The organism is Pseudomonas cedrina subsp. cedrina (assembly GCF_001983175.1).
Taxonomy (GTDB): domain Bacteria; phylum Pseudomonadota; class Gammaproteobacteria; order Pseudomonadales; family Pseudomonadaceae; genus Aquipseudomonas; species Aquipseudomonas cedrina.
This window is the reverse complement of the sequence record NZ_MNPW01000002.1, coordinates 248,656-260,996: the sequence shown is the minus strand read 5'-3', so window position 1 is coordinate 260,996 and position 12,341 is coordinate 248,656. Positions and strand designations below refer to the sequence as shown.

16 protein-coding genes and 1 pseudogene are annotated in these 12,341 nt (G+C 60.7%); 10 read left to right on the top strand and 7 right to left on the bottom strand.

Features of this window, described 5'->3' with window-relative positions:
• Nucleotides 1-52: 52 nt before the first annotated feature.
• Together BLL36_RS30970 and BLL36_RS04300 are read right to left on the bottom strand one after the other, a co-directional pair.
• Nucleotides 53-229: a hypothetical protein gene (locus tag BLL36_RS30970; protein ID WP_165448105.1), complete on the bottom strand. Its 177-nt coding sequence runs from the start codon at nt 227-229 to the stop codon at nt 53-55.
• Nucleotides 230-319: 90 nt separating this feature from the next.
• Nucleotides 320-1,234, bottom strand: coding sequence for a LysR family transcriptional regulator (locus BLL36_RS04300; RefSeq protein WP_076950246.1), 915 nt, complete (start codon nt 1,232-1,234; stop codon nt 320-322).
• Between the two features lie 104 nt (nt 1,235-1,338).
• On the opposite strand from BLL36_RS04300, the gene BLL36_RS04295 reads away from it, so the two are divergent.
• From BLL36_RS04295 to BLL36_RS04280, 4 genes are all read left to right on the top strand, one after another.
• Nucleotides 1,339-2,205 (top strand): MBL fold metallo-hydrolase, encoded by an 867-nt coding sequence (locus BLL36_RS04295; protein WP_076950245.1) that lies wholly within the window; start codon nt 1,339-1,341, stop codon nt 2,203-2,205.
• Between the two features lie 33 nt (nt 2,206-2,238).
• The gene (locus BLL36_RS04290) at nt 2,239-2,853 is read left to right on the top strand and encodes an NAD(P)-dependent oxidoreductase (RefSeq protein ID WP_076950244.1); all 615 of its coding nucleotides are present in this window, start codon (nt 2,239-2,241) and stop codon (nt 2,851-2,853) included.
• Between the two features lie 290 nt (nt 2,854-3,143).
• Entirely contained in the window at nt 3,144-4,331 is a 1,188-nt protein-coding gene (locus BLL36_RS04285; RefSeq protein WP_076950243.1) for a cyanate transporter, read from the top strand.
• Between the two features lie 136 nt (nt 4,332-4,467).
• Nucleotides 4,468-5,403 carry a LysR family transcriptional regulator gene (locus BLL36_RS04280; protein WP_076950242.1) on the top strand — a complete coding sequence of 312 codons (936 nt, stop codon included), beginning with the start codon at nt 4,468-4,470 and terminating at the stop codon, nt 5,401-5,403.
• Nucleotides 5,404-5,406: 3 nt separating this feature from the next.
• On the opposite strand, the gene BLL36_RS04275 is transcribed toward BLL36_RS04280, so the two are convergent.
• Together BLL36_RS04275 and BLL36_RS04270 are read right to left on the bottom strand one after the other, a co-directional pair.
• Nucleotides 5,407-5,769: a 5-carboxymethyl-2-hydroxymuconate Delta-isomerase gene (locus BLL36_RS04275; protein ID WP_076950241.1), complete on the bottom strand. Its 363-nt coding sequence runs from the start codon at nt 5,767-5,769 to the stop codon at nt 5,407-5,409.
• Between the two features lie 49 nt (nt 5,770-5,818).
• Nucleotides 5,819-6,742, bottom strand: a complete 924-nt coding sequence (locus BLL36_RS04270) for a LysR substrate-binding domain-containing protein (RefSeq protein ID WP_076950240.1) — start codon at nt 6,740-6,742, stop codon at nt 5,819-5,821.
• 128 nt (nt 6,743-6,870) lie between these two features.
• Between BLL36_RS04270 and BLL36_RS30965 the strand changes: the two genes are divergently transcribed.
• Nucleotides 6,871-7,047 (top strand): hypothetical protein, encoded by a 177-nt coding sequence (locus BLL36_RS30965; RefSeq protein WP_165448104.1) that lies wholly within the window; start codon nt 6,871-6,873, stop codon nt 7,045-7,047.
• 137 nt (nt 7,048-7,184) lie between these two features.
• On the opposite strand, the pseudogene BLL36_RS31960 reads toward BLL36_RS30965, so the two are convergent.
• Nucleotides 7,185-7,325: pseudogene (locus tag BLL36_RS31960) on the bottom strand (MFS transporter); the annotation flags it as partial.
• A 183-nt stretch (nt 7,326-7,508) separates the two neighbouring features.
• On the opposite strand from BLL36_RS31960, the gene BLL36_RS04265 reads away from it, so the two are divergent.
• Nucleotides 7,509-7,943, top strand: a complete 435-nt coding sequence (locus tag BLL36_RS04265) for a hypothetical protein (RefSeq protein WP_076950239.1) — start codon at nt 7,509-7,511, stop codon at nt 7,941-7,943.
• Between the two features lie 159 nt (nt 7,944-8,102).
• On the opposite strand, the gene BLL36_RS30960 is transcribed toward BLL36_RS04265, so the two are convergent.
• Nucleotides 8,103-8,246 (bottom strand): hypothetical protein, encoded by a 144-nt coding sequence (locus BLL36_RS30960; RefSeq protein ID WP_165448103.1) that lies wholly within the window; start codon nt 8,244-8,246, stop codon nt 8,103-8,105.
• Between the two features lie 196 nt (nt 8,247-8,442).
• Here BLL36_RS30960 and tcuC point away from each other — a divergent pair, with 196 nt between their 5' ends.
• Together tcuC and BLL36_RS04250 are read left to right on the top strand one after the other, a co-directional pair.
• Nucleotides 8,443-9,750 carry an MFS transporter gene (tcuC, locus tag BLL36_RS04255; protein WP_076950237.1) on the top strand — a complete coding sequence of 436 codons (1,308 nt, stop codon included), beginning with the start codon at nt 8,443-8,445 and terminating at the stop codon, nt 9,748-9,750.
• Nucleotides 9,747-10,505, top strand: coding sequence for a substrate-binding domain-containing protein (locus BLL36_RS04250; RefSeq protein ID WP_076950236.1), 759 nt, complete (start codon nt 9,747-9,749; stop codon nt 10,503-10,505). The genes tcuC and BLL36_RS04250 overlap by 4 nt, the downstream gene beginning before the upstream one ends.
• Here BLL36_RS04250 and BLL36_RS04245 read toward each other — a convergent pair.
• On the bottom strand, nt 10,497-11,399 hold the full coding sequence (locus tag BLL36_RS04245) for a LysR family transcriptional regulator (RefSeq protein WP_076950506.1): 903 nt from the start codon (nt 11,397-11,399) through the stop codon (nt 10,497-10,499). The two genes, BLL36_RS04250 and BLL36_RS04245, sit on opposite strands and share 9 nt — an antisense overlap.
• 207 nt (nt 11,400-11,606) lie before the next feature.
• Here BLL36_RS04245 and BLL36_RS04240 point away from each other — a divergent pair, with 207 nt between their 5' ends.
• Together BLL36_RS04240 and BLL36_RS04235 are read left to right on the top strand one after the other, a co-directional pair.
• Nucleotides 11,607-12,011, top strand: coding sequence for a ribbon-helix-helix domain-containing protein (locus BLL36_RS04240; RefSeq protein ID WP_083735258.1), 405 nt, complete (start codon nt 11,607-11,609; stop codon nt 12,009-12,011).
• A complete protein-coding gene (locus BLL36_RS04235) occupies nt 12,008-12,325 on the top strand; it encodes a type II toxin-antitoxin system RelE/ParE family toxin (protein WP_076950234.1) in 318 nt (105 codons plus the stop codon). Before BLL36_RS04240 ends, BLL36_RS04235 begins: the two co-directional genes overlap by 4 nt.
• Nucleotides 12,326-12,341: the final 16 nt, after the last annotated feature.

The window sequence follows — 12,341 nt, the reverse complement described above, 5'->3', positions numbered from 1 at the left end:
AAGCCCGCTCACTACAAGGCGGTGTGCTTCAATCGTTATCGTCGTGCCGCCTTCAGCGCAAGGCGCTGAAACTGCCGGTGCGGGGGACGCATTGGTCCTGATGGCAACTGATCGCAAACGTTGGCTGCATGCGGGTTTGCTCCACTCGGTAGGCGGCAGTCCCGTAGAGCGCGCTGGCAAGTGCGCACAGGCTGAAAATCATCAGGTACTTTCTGGTTTTAATACTCATGGCACAGACCTCTGAGCGGATCTACACGGTGCTGTCTAAAGCATAGGTCAACCAGGGCGAGTTGCCATTATCGGGCGACATTCAACACGCTTATGTCGCCTGCAGGCCAATATCCCAGGCGGGCTCTTCAGGGAACTTCAACACCAGGAAATCCAACAGGCTGCGCAGCGCCGATGGCATGTGCTTGCGCGAGGCATACACTGCGTAAATGTTCATTTGCCGGGGTTCGGCGTGGGGCAGCAGGCGCACCAGTTCGCCACGGCGGATGTAGTCGCCGGCCTGGTAGGTGGGCAGCATCGCCACCCCTGCCCCGGCCAGCGTGACGCGCAACAAGGTGCTGGCCTCGTTGGAGGTGATATTGCCGCTGATGGGCACGCCGATGTGCTCGCCCCGCTCTTCGAAATGCCACAGGCTTTTGCCGAAATAGGAGTGGGTGAGGCAGTTGTGCCCGGCCAGGTCTTCGACTTTTCGCGGGGCCGCGTGCTCCAGCAGGTAGGCCGGCGAAGCACAGACCACTGAGCGGCACACCGTCAGGCGCCGGGCGATCAGGTTGGGGTCCAGGTCGTTGCTGGTGCGGATGGCCAGGTCAATGCGTTCATCCACCAGGTTCACCGTGCGGTCGAGCATCTGCAGGTCGACCGTTACCAGAGGGTAGCGCTTGACGTATTCGGCGATGACCGCGGCCAATTGCGCCTGGCCGAACGAGGTGCTGACGCTCAAGCGCAGCAGGCCACGGGGCGCGTCATCCGGCTCGCGGACGGCGGCTTGCATGTCGCCGCACAATTCCAGCAGTTGCCGACAGCGTGGCAGGGTTTCACCGCCCGCCGCCGTGAGGCTGAGCTTGCGCGTGGTGCGGTGCAGCAAACGCGCGCCGACCCAGTCTTCCAACTCCGCCAGGTAACGCGACACCACCGGGCGCGACAGGTCCAGATGATCGGCCGCGGCGGACTGGCTGCCCAGGTCCACCACCGTGACAAACACGCGCATTGCTTGAAGACGGTCCATGATTTGCCCGATTTCAGAAACAAACTATGTCCCAGCATCGCATTTTTAGTCTGGTTTTGTGCAACTAAGCTCTGTGCATCCTTTACCGATGCTGGAGCTGCCCGATGTTCTCAACCTTCAAGCGCCTGACCCTGGCAACCGCCGCCCTGGCCTTCGCCGCGCACGCGGCAGCGGCCGAGCTGACCCTGGACGTGTACAACCCAGGTGAAGCAGCGATCTTCCCGGTCAGCTCGGTGCTGGTCAGCGGCGCCAAGGATGCGATCCTGGTGGACGCACAATTCGGCAAAGGCCAGGCCGAGCAGCTTGTGCAGAAGATTCGCGCCAGCGGCAAACACCTCACCACTATCTACATCAGCCATGGCGACCCGGACTACTACTTCGGCCTCGACACCCTCACCGCCGCGTTTCCCGACGCCAAGGTGCTGGCACCACAACCGGTGGTCGACCATATCAACGCGACCGTGGCCGGCAAGCTTGCGTTCTGGGGCCCGAAAATGGGCGCCGACACACCGGCCAGAACTATCGTGCCGCAGGTACTCAAAGGCCACAGCCTGAGCCTGGAAGGTAAGCAATTGGAAGTGATCGGCCTGGATGGCGCGCAACCGGAGCGCAGCTTTGTATGGATCCCGTCGATCAAGGCCGTGGTTGGCGGCGTGGTGGTCTCTGAAAACATCCACCTGTGGATGGCCGACACCCAGGGCGCGCAATCCCACAAAGACTGGCTCGCCACCCTGCAACGCATCGAACAGCTCAAGCCACGCACGGTAGTTCCAGGCCACTACCTGGGCACGCCGACGCCAGCCGCCGTGGCCTTTACCGCCGATTACATCAAGGCCTTCGACATCGAGACAGCCAAGGCCAAGGATTCTGCCGCATTGATCGCAGCGATGAAAAAGCGTTACCCCACCCTCGCCGACGAAAGCTCGCTGGAACTGAGCGCCAAAGTCGCCAAGGGCGAAATGAAGTGGTGAATGGTTTTAAACCCTAACGTACTGGAGAACGTCATGAGCAAGATCGCAATCATCGGGGCCACCGGCCGTGCCGGCAGCCAACTGCTGGAAGAAGCGCTGCGTCGCGGGCATAGCGTCGTTGCCATCGCGCGCAATACCAGCAAGCTGGCCGCGCGCCCTGGCGTCACCGTCAAACAGGTCGACGCGCTGGACGCCGAAGCCCTGCAACACGCCGTGAGCGGCAGCGATGTGGTGATCAGCGCCGCACACTTCGCCACTCTGCCCGCCATTGCCGTGCTCGGGCCGGTAAAGAAAGCCGGGGTAAAACGCCTGCTGGTGGTGGGCGGCGCCGGTTCGCTGTTGCTGCCGGGTGGCGGGCGGGTGATCGACAGCGCGGGCTTCCCGGCCGAATACAAAGCCGAAGCCAGCGCGGGCGCTGCGTTTCTTGATGCACTGCGCCAGGAACAGGCGCTGGACTGGACCTTCCTGTCGCCGTCGGCGGAGTTCGTTGAAGCCGAGCGCACCGGTACATTCCGGGTGGGCCAGGATGATTTGCTGGTGAGCAGTGAAGGTCGCAGTTGGATCAGTTTTGCTGACTATGCGATTGCGTTGATTGATGAGGTAGAAACACCCAAGCACTCGCGCCAGCGCTTCACCGTCGGCTACTGACAGAACGCAGTTAATACTATGGGCTGGCTTGCCTTTTGTAGTGAGCGGGCTTGCCCCGCGCTGGGCGGCGAAGCCGCCCCAATAAAGACGCTGCGGTGCTCAGGTCTATCCTAGTCGCCTGGTTTGGGGCGGCTTCGCCACCCAGCGCGGGACAAGCCCGCTCACTACAGCCAGCTTGATCGGCGGTGTTCCAGCCAGTCAGCGATTTTTCAATCGCACCATCGACTTTCTCATTTGCGCCGCTGTCATGGGCATGGCCTGATTCACCTTTGTTCTTTCAAGGCCCGCCCATGACGACCGCTCACGCCAAACCCACCACCGCCCTCTGGCTGATGATCAGCGTCGTGCTGGTCGCGCTCAACCTGCGTCCGTCGATGGCCGCCGTGGGGCCGCTGCTCTCATCGATTCGCGGCGACGTGCCATTGAGCTTCAGCAGCGCCGCACTGCTGACCATGTTGCCGGTGATGGCCATGGGCTTGGCGATGTTCTTTGGCATGGGCTTGGCCAGGCGCTTTGGCGAGCACCGCAGCATAGCGGTGTCGCTAGTGGTGATTGGCGTGGCCACGCTGTCGCGGCTGTGGCTGGATTCGGCGCTGGAGCTGATCGTCAGCGCCATCGCGGCCGGCGTGGGCATCGCGATGATCCAGGCGTTGATGCCGGCGCTGATCAAGTCGCGGTTCAGCGACAACGTCTCGCTGTTCATGGGGCTGTATGTCACCGCGATCATGGGCGGCGCGGCGCTGGCGGCGTCGTTCGCACCGTTGATGCAGGCGCAGACCGGCAGTTGGCGCACCGGCCTGGCCATCTGGGCGGTGCTCGCGTTACTGGCGTGGGCGTTCTGGTTGGCGCAGCGCTCGGTGCTGGCGCCGCTGCCCCAAGCCGATACCGGCCCGCAGGACGCATTTTCCGGCAATCGGCGAGCCTGGTTGCTCGCCGTGTTTTTTGGCCTCGGCACCGCGTCCTACACCTGCGTACTGGCCTGGCTGGCGCCGTACTACGTGGAGCAAGGCTGGAGCGAACAGGACGCCGGCTTGCTGTTGGGTTTTCTGACGGCAATGGAAGTCGTTTCCGGCTTGATCACACCGGCCATCGCCAATCGACGCCGGGATAAACGCGGTGTCGTTGCCGTGCTGCTGGTGCTGATCATCCTGGGTTTCTGCGGCCTGATTCTGAGCCCTCGACACCTGACCCTGTTGTGGCCCTGCCTGCTGGGCCTGGGCATCGGCGGCCTGTTCCCGATGAGCCTGATCCTGTCCCTCGACCACCTGGACAACCCGCGCCGCGCCGGTGGCCTCACTGCGTTCGTGCAAGGCGTGGGCTACCTGATTGCCGGGCTGTCGCCACTGATCGCCGGAATGATCCGCGACCAATTGGGCAGCTTCGAGTGGGCCTGGTGGTCGCTGACCGCCATGATCGTGCTGATGCTGCTGATCGTCACGCGTTTCAACCCGCAGCATTACGCACGGCATATTCGCTGACGTCGTGTTGCAAACATAATTTGTCCCACTGCGGACAGGGTAACGCCCTACAGCGCTTTCTATTGGCACGCTCGTTCCGTAAGCTTTTGCGCTGTCTTGTACTGAGTTCGGTACAACGGGTTTACGGACGAAACCGATGTTAAACAGTAACTTGCTCAGAAAGCTCGATATGCAGGACTTGATGGTATTTATCGCCGTCTATGACCAACGCAGCGTTACCGAGGTGTCTGAAACGCTGTTTGTCAGCCAGTCCACCGTGAGCTATAGCCTGAAGAAACTGCGCACCAGCTTTGAAGACGACCTGTTTATCAACACCCGCGCGGGCATGCGGCCGACGTACAAAGCCACCACCATGTACGGCCATGTGCAGAAAATTCTGCAAAGCATCAACCTGTGCCACGCCGGTGGCCAAGCCTTTGACCCAACGCAGAAGGCCGTGACCTTCAACCTGTGCGCGCCGGAATATTTCGAACAGTTGATCCTGCCGCGCCTGTTGAAACACTTCGACCGCGCCAACCTGCCGGTCATCGTCAATGTGCAGAAACTGGAAACCGAGATTCCCGCCGACGACCTGCGCCAAGGTCGCCTTGATCTGGTGATCTGCTTCGGCCCCCACTTCCACCGCGCCCATAAGGACTTGCGCAGCCAGATGCTGCTCGAGGACGAACTGGTGTGCGTGTTCGATAAACGCTCGACACCGCAAGAGCCGGCGTTGAGCCTGCAAGCCTTCGTCGAGCGGCGCCATGTGTTCCCCACGCCGTGGACATCCGACACCAACATGATCGACGGTTGGCTGGCGCGCCAGGCCCACAAGCGCCAGGTGATCGCCCGCGCCAACAGCTACGGTGCGGCCTTGAAGATGATCACCGGCACCGACTGTGTCGTCACGCTGCCGCGCCGCGTGCAAAAGCTGCTGGCACCTGCGACGACGTTCGGCCACTGCGAAGCGCCCCACGGCTTGCCGGGGTTCACGCTGGAGATGCAGTGGAACGAAACCAGTGAACAGGACAGTGCCAATACCTGGTTTCGTGAGCAGGTGGTGAAGGTATGCGCGGACCAGGGGCTGTTGTAGCCCTCAGCCGATGGCGACTTTGCTGTAGGACTCGCGATCCATGTCTACCAACTGCACGCTGAGTTGAACCTGGATATCCGCCGGCCAGTCGCCCATGTCCTGCAACGCCGCCAGCAGGCTTTGCGATAGCTGCTGCTTGACCTGCGGTGAGCGCCCACTGAGCAGCGACAACTTGACCGCGATAAACCCGCGCGGGTTGAGGGAAGTGCCTACCTGGAAACTCTCGACCTTGATCGCACGGCTTTTGATGTCGAACTCGGAACCGAACTGCCCAGACGCCATCAGCACGTTATTGAGCCGCAACAGGGTCTTCTCAACGGCCAGCTCTGTGAGGTTGGCGGTGTATTCCAGGTGCAGGTGTGGCATGGATCGCTCCGAGTCTTTTGTAGGAAGATTTCTAGATATACCACGTGAATCAGACTTTGGTCGCCAACCCTCGATCACTCATGAAGGCTTCCAGCCGCGAACGCACCCAACGCTCAGCCGGATCGGTGTCCACATGGCTGAGCCAGACCATGGACAAATCCAGGGTCGGTGTCTCGAACGGAAACGGCTCACAGAACAGCTGGCCCGACACCGCCATGGCCTCGGCGGTGTAATCCGGCAGGCTGGCGATCAGGTCGGTGCCGGCCAGCAAGGCCGGCAGTGCGCTGTATTGCGGGACCGACAGCACCACGTGGCGCTTGCGGCCGATTTCCGCCAGCCATTCATCGGCAAACCCCGACACGTTGGCGGTGTGGGAAACCAGTACGTGGGGCCGTGAGCAATATTCGTCGAGGGTCAGTGGCGTGTCCGACGCATCGGCACGCAGCAATCGCGGGCGGATATGGCGCAGCAGCTTGCGTTTGGCATTCGCCGGCAGGCCACGGGTCTGGGTGATGCCAACGGTAATGTCACCGGATGCCAACAGGTCGGGAATGCGCCAGTAGTCCACATGCTGCACCACGAACACCACTTGCGGCGCTTCCTGGCGCAGGGCGCGCAGCAAGGGCGGCAGCAGGCCGAACTCGACATCATCGGAGAGGCCGATGCGAAAGGTCATGGTGCTGACGGACGGGTCGAAATCGTGGGTCAGGCTCAGGGCCGACGACAGCGAATCCAGGGCCGGCGACAGGTGCTGGATGATTTCCTCGGCGCGCGCGGTGGGCTCCATGCGGTGGCCGACGCGAATGAACAGCGGGTCGTTGAACAAGGTGCGCAAGCGGTTGAGGGCCGAGCTGATGGTCGGTTGGCCGAGAAACAGTTTCTCCGCTACCCGCGTTACGTTGCGCTCGAGCATCAGCGCTTCGAACACCACCATCAGGTTGATGTCGGCCTTGCGTAATTCATTGCGATTCATCGGCGCCTGCCCTTCTCCAAGACAAGCCGCAGTTTAGAAAGCGCGGGGGCCTGCGTCTATGTGCACACTGTTCATCGCCAGGCTTTGCGATTATAAATCAGCTCTCGAAAGTCACAGGGAACATCACCGTGCTGGTCATTCTTGCCTTAAGCGTCCTGCTCGGCGGGGTTTTGCTCTGGGCCATCAAGTTCATCACTCACCCCACCGCCAGGACACTGCTGCGCGTCTTTGTCGGTTTATGCCTGGCGGCGGTCGTGGCTTACCTGGTGCTGGCCTGGGGGTTCCCCACGTCGCTGCTGGTCTGAGACGCCTCCTGCCCCTGACGCAGGCGCAACGCCGCCAGCGCGGCCACCACCAGCAACATCACCGCCGACAGGCAGAAACCCAGCAGACTGAAGAACGGCCCCGACACCGACGCAATGCCCAGGCCCAACGCCATGGTCAGCAGGCCGTCCATGCGCATCAACGCGGCGCCCACCGGGCCGCCAATGATATTGGCGAAGCACACGCCGAGCAGGAAATAACCGGTGGCGCGCACCCGCCGTTCACGGTTGAACCGGTAGGTGAGGTGTGAGATTCGGCCCCCCCTGATTACTCTCTGATGATCCAAAAATGGCTGGAGCGCAGCGCGCTGGACAGCGACCAGCTTTGACCGCTGAATCGATTTACTGGCAGATTCGACAGTAGTTTTACCCTGTGCATCAGCTAACTTATAAACCGCACCCCCCCAACAAATTCAATTCGGATCGGGCATGAGGACAAGAAAATGGGCAGCTCAACCAACGCGACAACCGGACATTTAGAGGCAACTCTTGGAGAAGAAAGCTGGAAGGCGTCATCCGTGGTGCTTTATCAAGGTTTCGGTAGCTTTCAAGTGGGTGGGCCGGAAGGGGGAATAGCACACAAAAGTGTATTTTTTTCTCTCCCGGATGACGTTCAGCCAGGCGTGCACAAAATGAACAGGGCCACCCAGGTTGATGGCTGGTTCAATCCCGGTGAAAATCGAAATAGCTGGACTACATCCGGGACCGACGATAACGACACAGTGACCGTGCACTCGGTTTCCGAATTCGAAATCCACATGTCTTTCGAGTTTGTTGTAATGAATCGACAGTTCCCGGAGCAGCGCATGCGAATTTATGGCGACGGAAAATTTGAGGGCGCGTCCGCGAGCAATGCTGCGCCATGCAAACAACCGTAATCAGTTTCTATAAATGGCAAAAGTGATAGGCCCTGTGTCAGGTGTAGAGTCACTTTCAGGTTATAAGCGCGGGACTAAAGGGAAAGAGGTCGCTGCAGTGGGAGCACTTAACCACCACAGCCACCTCATCCCTGCCCTGGGCCATTTGCATTTCAGTCTTCAGGGCTTCAGCGGACGTTCCTGATCGCGCTCGGAGAGCTCCGTCCCATCATCGGGATGCTTCCAAGTCTGCGGTTTCTCTTCCTCTCGTCGCGGGGTTTGCCCACGCTCCGGTTTATCCTGCCGTTTTTGTTCGTCAGCCATTGCCGCCTCCCATCCGTAAGAATTGGTCACTCCGTCAGCATAGGACAACGCATGCATTCCTGATGCACTGCCAATTGATAGCTAACACACATCAATCAATCCAAATTTGTCACTTATCATTTCTAAATGTGTCAGCCACTATCCCAGGTCTTAAGCGAAACAAGCACTTCAAAAAGAACGCTGGAGACACAAGACGATGACTAGCCCCACCCGGCCCCAGGCTGCCAGTTCGAAAGTTGGCGCGGTATTTCGCGTTACTTCGGGCAACTTCCTCGAACAGTTCGATTTCTTTCTGTTCGGCTTCTACGCCACCTACATTGCTGCCGCGTTCTTTCCCGCCGCTAATGAGTTTGCATCATTAATGATGACTTTCGCCGTATTCGGCGCGGGCTTCCTGATGCGCCCGTTGGGCGCGATCATCCTGGGGGCCTACATCGATGACGTTGGCCGCCGCAAAGGGCTGATCGTGACCTTGGCGATCATGGCCAGCGGCACGCTGCTGATCGTGCTGGTGCCCGGTTATCACACCATTGGTTTGTGGGCGCCGTTGCTGGTGCTGCTGGGCCGCCTGTTGCAGGGCTTTTCGGCCGGCGCGGAGCTGGGCGGCGTGTCGGTGTACCTGTCGGAAATGGCCACGCCGGGCCGCAAAGGGTTCTACACCAGCTGGCAATCGGGCAGCCAGCAGATCTCCATCGTGGTCGCCGCCGCGCTGGGGTATGGCCTGAACGTATGGATGGACCCGGCCGTGGTAGCCGATTGGGGCTGGCGCATTCCGTTCGCCCTCGGCTGCGTGATCATCCCGTTCATCTTTATCCTGCGTCGCAACCTGCAGGAAACCGAAGAGTTCGCCAACCGCAAGCATCGCCCGACCATGCGCGAGGTGATGGCCACTCTGGTGAAAAACTGGACCATGGTGATCGGCGGCATGCTGATGGTGGCGATGACCACGACGGCGTTCTACCTGATCACCGTATACGCGCCGACCTTCGGCAAAACCGTGCTGCATCTGAGCACCTCCGATGCGCTGCTGGTGACCTTGCTGGTGGCCGTGTCGAACTTTGTCTGGTTGCCGATCGGCGGCACCTTGAGCGACCGTTTCGGCCGTAAGCCGGTATTGGTCGCCATGACCGTGCTGACTGTTCTCACCGCATACCCGGCATTGTCCTACGTAGTGAATGCGCCGAGCTTCAGCCATATGCTGGAAACCCTGCTCTGGTTCTCGTTCCTCTATGGCATGTACAACGGTGCGATGATCCCGGCCCTCACCGAAATCATGCCGGTGGAAGTCCGCGTGGCAGGCTTCTCCCTGGCTTATAGCCTGGCGACGGCGATATTCGGCGGCTTCACGCCGGCGATCTCTACCTGGTTCATCCACATCACTGAAGACAAGGCCTCGCCGGCCTACTGGATGATGTTCGCCGCGCTGTGCGCGCTGTGCTCGACCCTGGCGCTGTACCGTCGCGCCAATGCCCGTGGGCAGGTAATGCAGGGGGCGGTGCAATGAAGCCGCTGTTCAATACCCTCGTCGCGCTGGCCCTTGGCGCCATCGCGCTGACGGCCCAGGCCGAACAGCTCACCGTGATGACTTCCGGTGGCTTCACCGCCGCGTATAAATTGCTCGGCCCGCAATACGCCCGCAAAAGCGGCGACACCCTCGACACCCTCCTCGGCCCGTCAATGGGCAAGGCGCCGGAAGCGATCCCCAACCGCCTGGCCCGTGGCGAACACGCCGACGTGGTGATCATGGTTGGCTACGCACTGGATGATTTGATCAAACAAGGCAAGGTCGACCCCGCCTCCCGCATGGAACTGGCGGACTCGCGCATCGGCCTGGTGGTGAAGGAAGGCGCGGCAAAACCTGCCATCGGCACTGACGCGGAACTTAAAGCCGTGCTGAGCAACGCCAAGTCCATCGCGTATTCGGACAGCGCCAGCGGTGTGTATGTCGAGAAAGAGTTATTCAAGAAGCTCGGCATGCCGGCCAAAGGCACCATGATCGAACGCCTCCCGGTGGCCGAGCAGGTTGCCAAGGGTGACTACGAAGTGGGCCTGCAGCAGGTCGCGGAGTTGTTGCCGGTGCCGGGCGTGACCTACGTCGGCAAGATCCCGGAAGATGTGCAATCGGTGACGCGTTTTGCGGCCGGCATTCCGGTGAACGCCGAACACCCGGCCCAGGCCAGGGCGCTGCTGCAATTTCTGGCGTCACCCGAGGCGCAACCGGTGGTGCAATCCACCGGCCTGGACTCGGTGTCACGCTGACCGAAACGGCATCTCGCGCACCAACCGCTCCAACTCCAGCGCCGCTGGCGGCAAGGTCCGCCCGCGGCGTTTTATCAAGCCCACGTTACGCATCACGTGGGGCTCCACCAAAGGCACACTCACCAGAATCGGGTGCTCACCCGCCGGCATCGCAATCGATGGCACCATGGCAACCCCCAGCCCCGCTTCCACCAGCCCGATCATCGTGGTCACGTGGTGCGTCTCGCAGATACTCGGCTTTTTCACGCGCACACCGCGCAACGCCTGGTCCAGCAGGAAGCGGTTGCCGGAGGTCTTGTCCACGGTGATGTAGTCATGCTCATAGGCTTCGGCCCAGGTCACGCTGTCACGCTGGGCAAGCGGGTGGTCGCGGCGACAGGCCAGTACATAACGTTCCTGCAGCAACAGTTCGAACTCGACTTCATCGGCCAGGCTGCCGCTGAAGCTCACGCCGAAATCCGCCTCGCCACTTGCCACCGCATGGCACACCTCGCCAGCGCTGGCGTCCAGCACCCGCAGGCGAATCTTTGGATACAGCTTATGGAATTCGGAGATCACGTGGGGCATGAAGTAATACGCGGTCGACGGCACGCAGGCGATGGTGACATTGCCCATGCGCGTGGACGCGACGTTGCTGATGCCCATCAGCGCGACATCGAGGTCGTCCAGCATGCGTTCGACTTTCGGCAGGAAAGCGCGGCCGACCATGGTCAGGCTGACGCGCCGGGTGGTGCGTTCGAAGAGTTTCACATCCAGGGCGGTCTCGAGCTTTTCGATGCGCCGGCTGAGGGCCGGTTGCGAGATCCGGATGGCCTCGGCGGCGCCGCGAAAACTGCCCTTGTCTACCACGGCGCGGAAGGCTTGGAGGTCGTTGAGGTCGAAGTTGATGATCACGGCAGGGAAACCAGGGTGGTCGAGGTGGCGGGCATTATCGTATGGGAGCGGATGGGGCGCCATGTGTGCAAGGAGCGGTGGCGCTAATAACCTTGCTACAAATATGAAGTCATACATATCAGCGGGTTATTGCCGGTGCGCGGCTACGCAATCGTCGAAATGGGTCAATACTTTCGGCCTGGCCCACATAACAGGACGTAGTCACTCATGGAAACCAATCACCTCTGGATAGACGACGAGTCGCCGCATGTCGGCATTGATCTATTGCTTCTTGCATCGCGCCAATGGTCCAGTAGGATTGAATCCTACCCAACCCCGGCGGACTTCCGAATGCGCTCAACCCAGCAAATGAGCATTACATTGCCAATTGAAATGGCAGCCTTGGTCAAAGCCAAAGTCGCGGCCGGTGAATATGCCACCGAAAGTGAAGTGATCCGCGATGGCCTGCGGGCCTTGCTGGCGCGCGACCGAGCCATGGAAGACTGGCTGCGGGACGAGGTGGTCCCTGCGGCCGCGGCCCTGAGGGCGGAGCCTGACCGAGCATTGTCCGCTGAGCAGGTTCGCGAGCATATGGCGGCCAAACGTCAGCGAAAAAACCCCGGCAAACCGTGAGCTACTCGGTGGTTTTCGCGCCGCAAGCCTTGGCGCACCTCGACGCCCTTGAAGCATTCATCAGCGAGGCCGCTTCTGCGACAGTGGCTGCACGCTTTGTCGACAAGCTCATCAGCCACTGCGAAAGCTTTTCACTGTTTCCCTTGCGCGGCACCCGTCGTGACGACCTGCTGACTGACCTGCGCATCACTCACTATCGATGTACCACGATCATCGCATTCACGGTGGATACTACCCGCGAAACGGTGTCGATCCTGGGTGTGTTTTATGGCGGGCAAAGCTACGCGGCACTGTTTCAGCCCTGTAAATACTGATCCGCATCGGCCGAAT

What these genes read in the sequence shown, in the direction of transcription:
- BLL36_RS30970 (WP_165448105.1), bottom strand. Translation starts at nt 229, where the DNA reads ATGAGTATTAAAACCAGAAAGTACCTGATGATTTTCAGCCTGTGCGCA.
- BLL36_RS04300 (WP_076950246.1), bottom strand. Translation starts at nt 1,234, where the DNA reads ATGGACCGTCTTCAAGCAATGCGCGTGTTTGTCACGGTGGTGGACCTG.
- BLL36_RS04295 (WP_076950245.1), top strand. Translation starts at nt 1,339, where the DNA reads ATGTTCTCAACCTTCAAGCGCCTGACCCTGGCAACCGCCGCCCTGGCC.
- BLL36_RS04290 (WP_076950244.1), top strand. Translation starts at nt 2,239, where the DNA reads ATGAGCAAGATCGCAATCATCGGGGCCACCGGCCGTGCCGGCAGCCAA.
- BLL36_RS04285 (WP_076950243.1), top strand. Translation starts at nt 3,144, where the DNA reads ATGACGACCGCTCACGCCAAACCCACCACCGCCCTCTGGCTGATGATC.
- BLL36_RS04280 (WP_076950242.1), top strand. Translation starts at nt 4,468, where the DNA reads ATGTTAAACAGTAACTTGCTCAGAAAGCTCGATATGCAGGACTTGATG.
- BLL36_RS04275 (WP_076950241.1), bottom strand. Translation starts at nt 5,769, where the DNA reads ATGCCACACCTGCACCTGGAATACACCGCCAACCTCACAGAGCTGGCC.
- BLL36_RS04270 (WP_076950240.1), bottom strand. Translation starts at nt 6,742, where the DNA reads ATGAATCGCAATGAATTACGCAAGGCCGACATCAACCTGATGGTGGTG.
- BLL36_RS04265 (WP_076950239.1), top strand. Translation starts at nt 7,509, where the DNA reads ATGGGCAGCTCAACCAACGCGACAACCGGACATTTAGAGGCAACTCTT.
- BLL36_RS30960 (WP_165448103.1), bottom strand. Translation starts at nt 8,246, where the DNA reads ATGGCTGACGAACAAAAACGGCAGGATAAACCGGAGCGTGGGCAAACC.
- tcuC (WP_076950237.1), top strand. Translation starts at nt 8,443, where the DNA reads ATGACTAGCCCCACCCGGCCCCAGGCTGCCAGTTCGAAAGTTGGCGCG.
- BLL36_RS04250 (WP_076950236.1), top strand. Translation starts at nt 9,747, where the DNA reads ATGAAGCCGCTGTTCAATACCCTCGTCGCGCTGGCCCTTGGCGCCATC.
- BLL36_RS04240 (WP_083735258.1), top strand. Translation starts at nt 11,607, where the DNA reads ATGGAAACCAATCACCTCTGGATAGACGACGAGTCGCCGCATGTCGGC.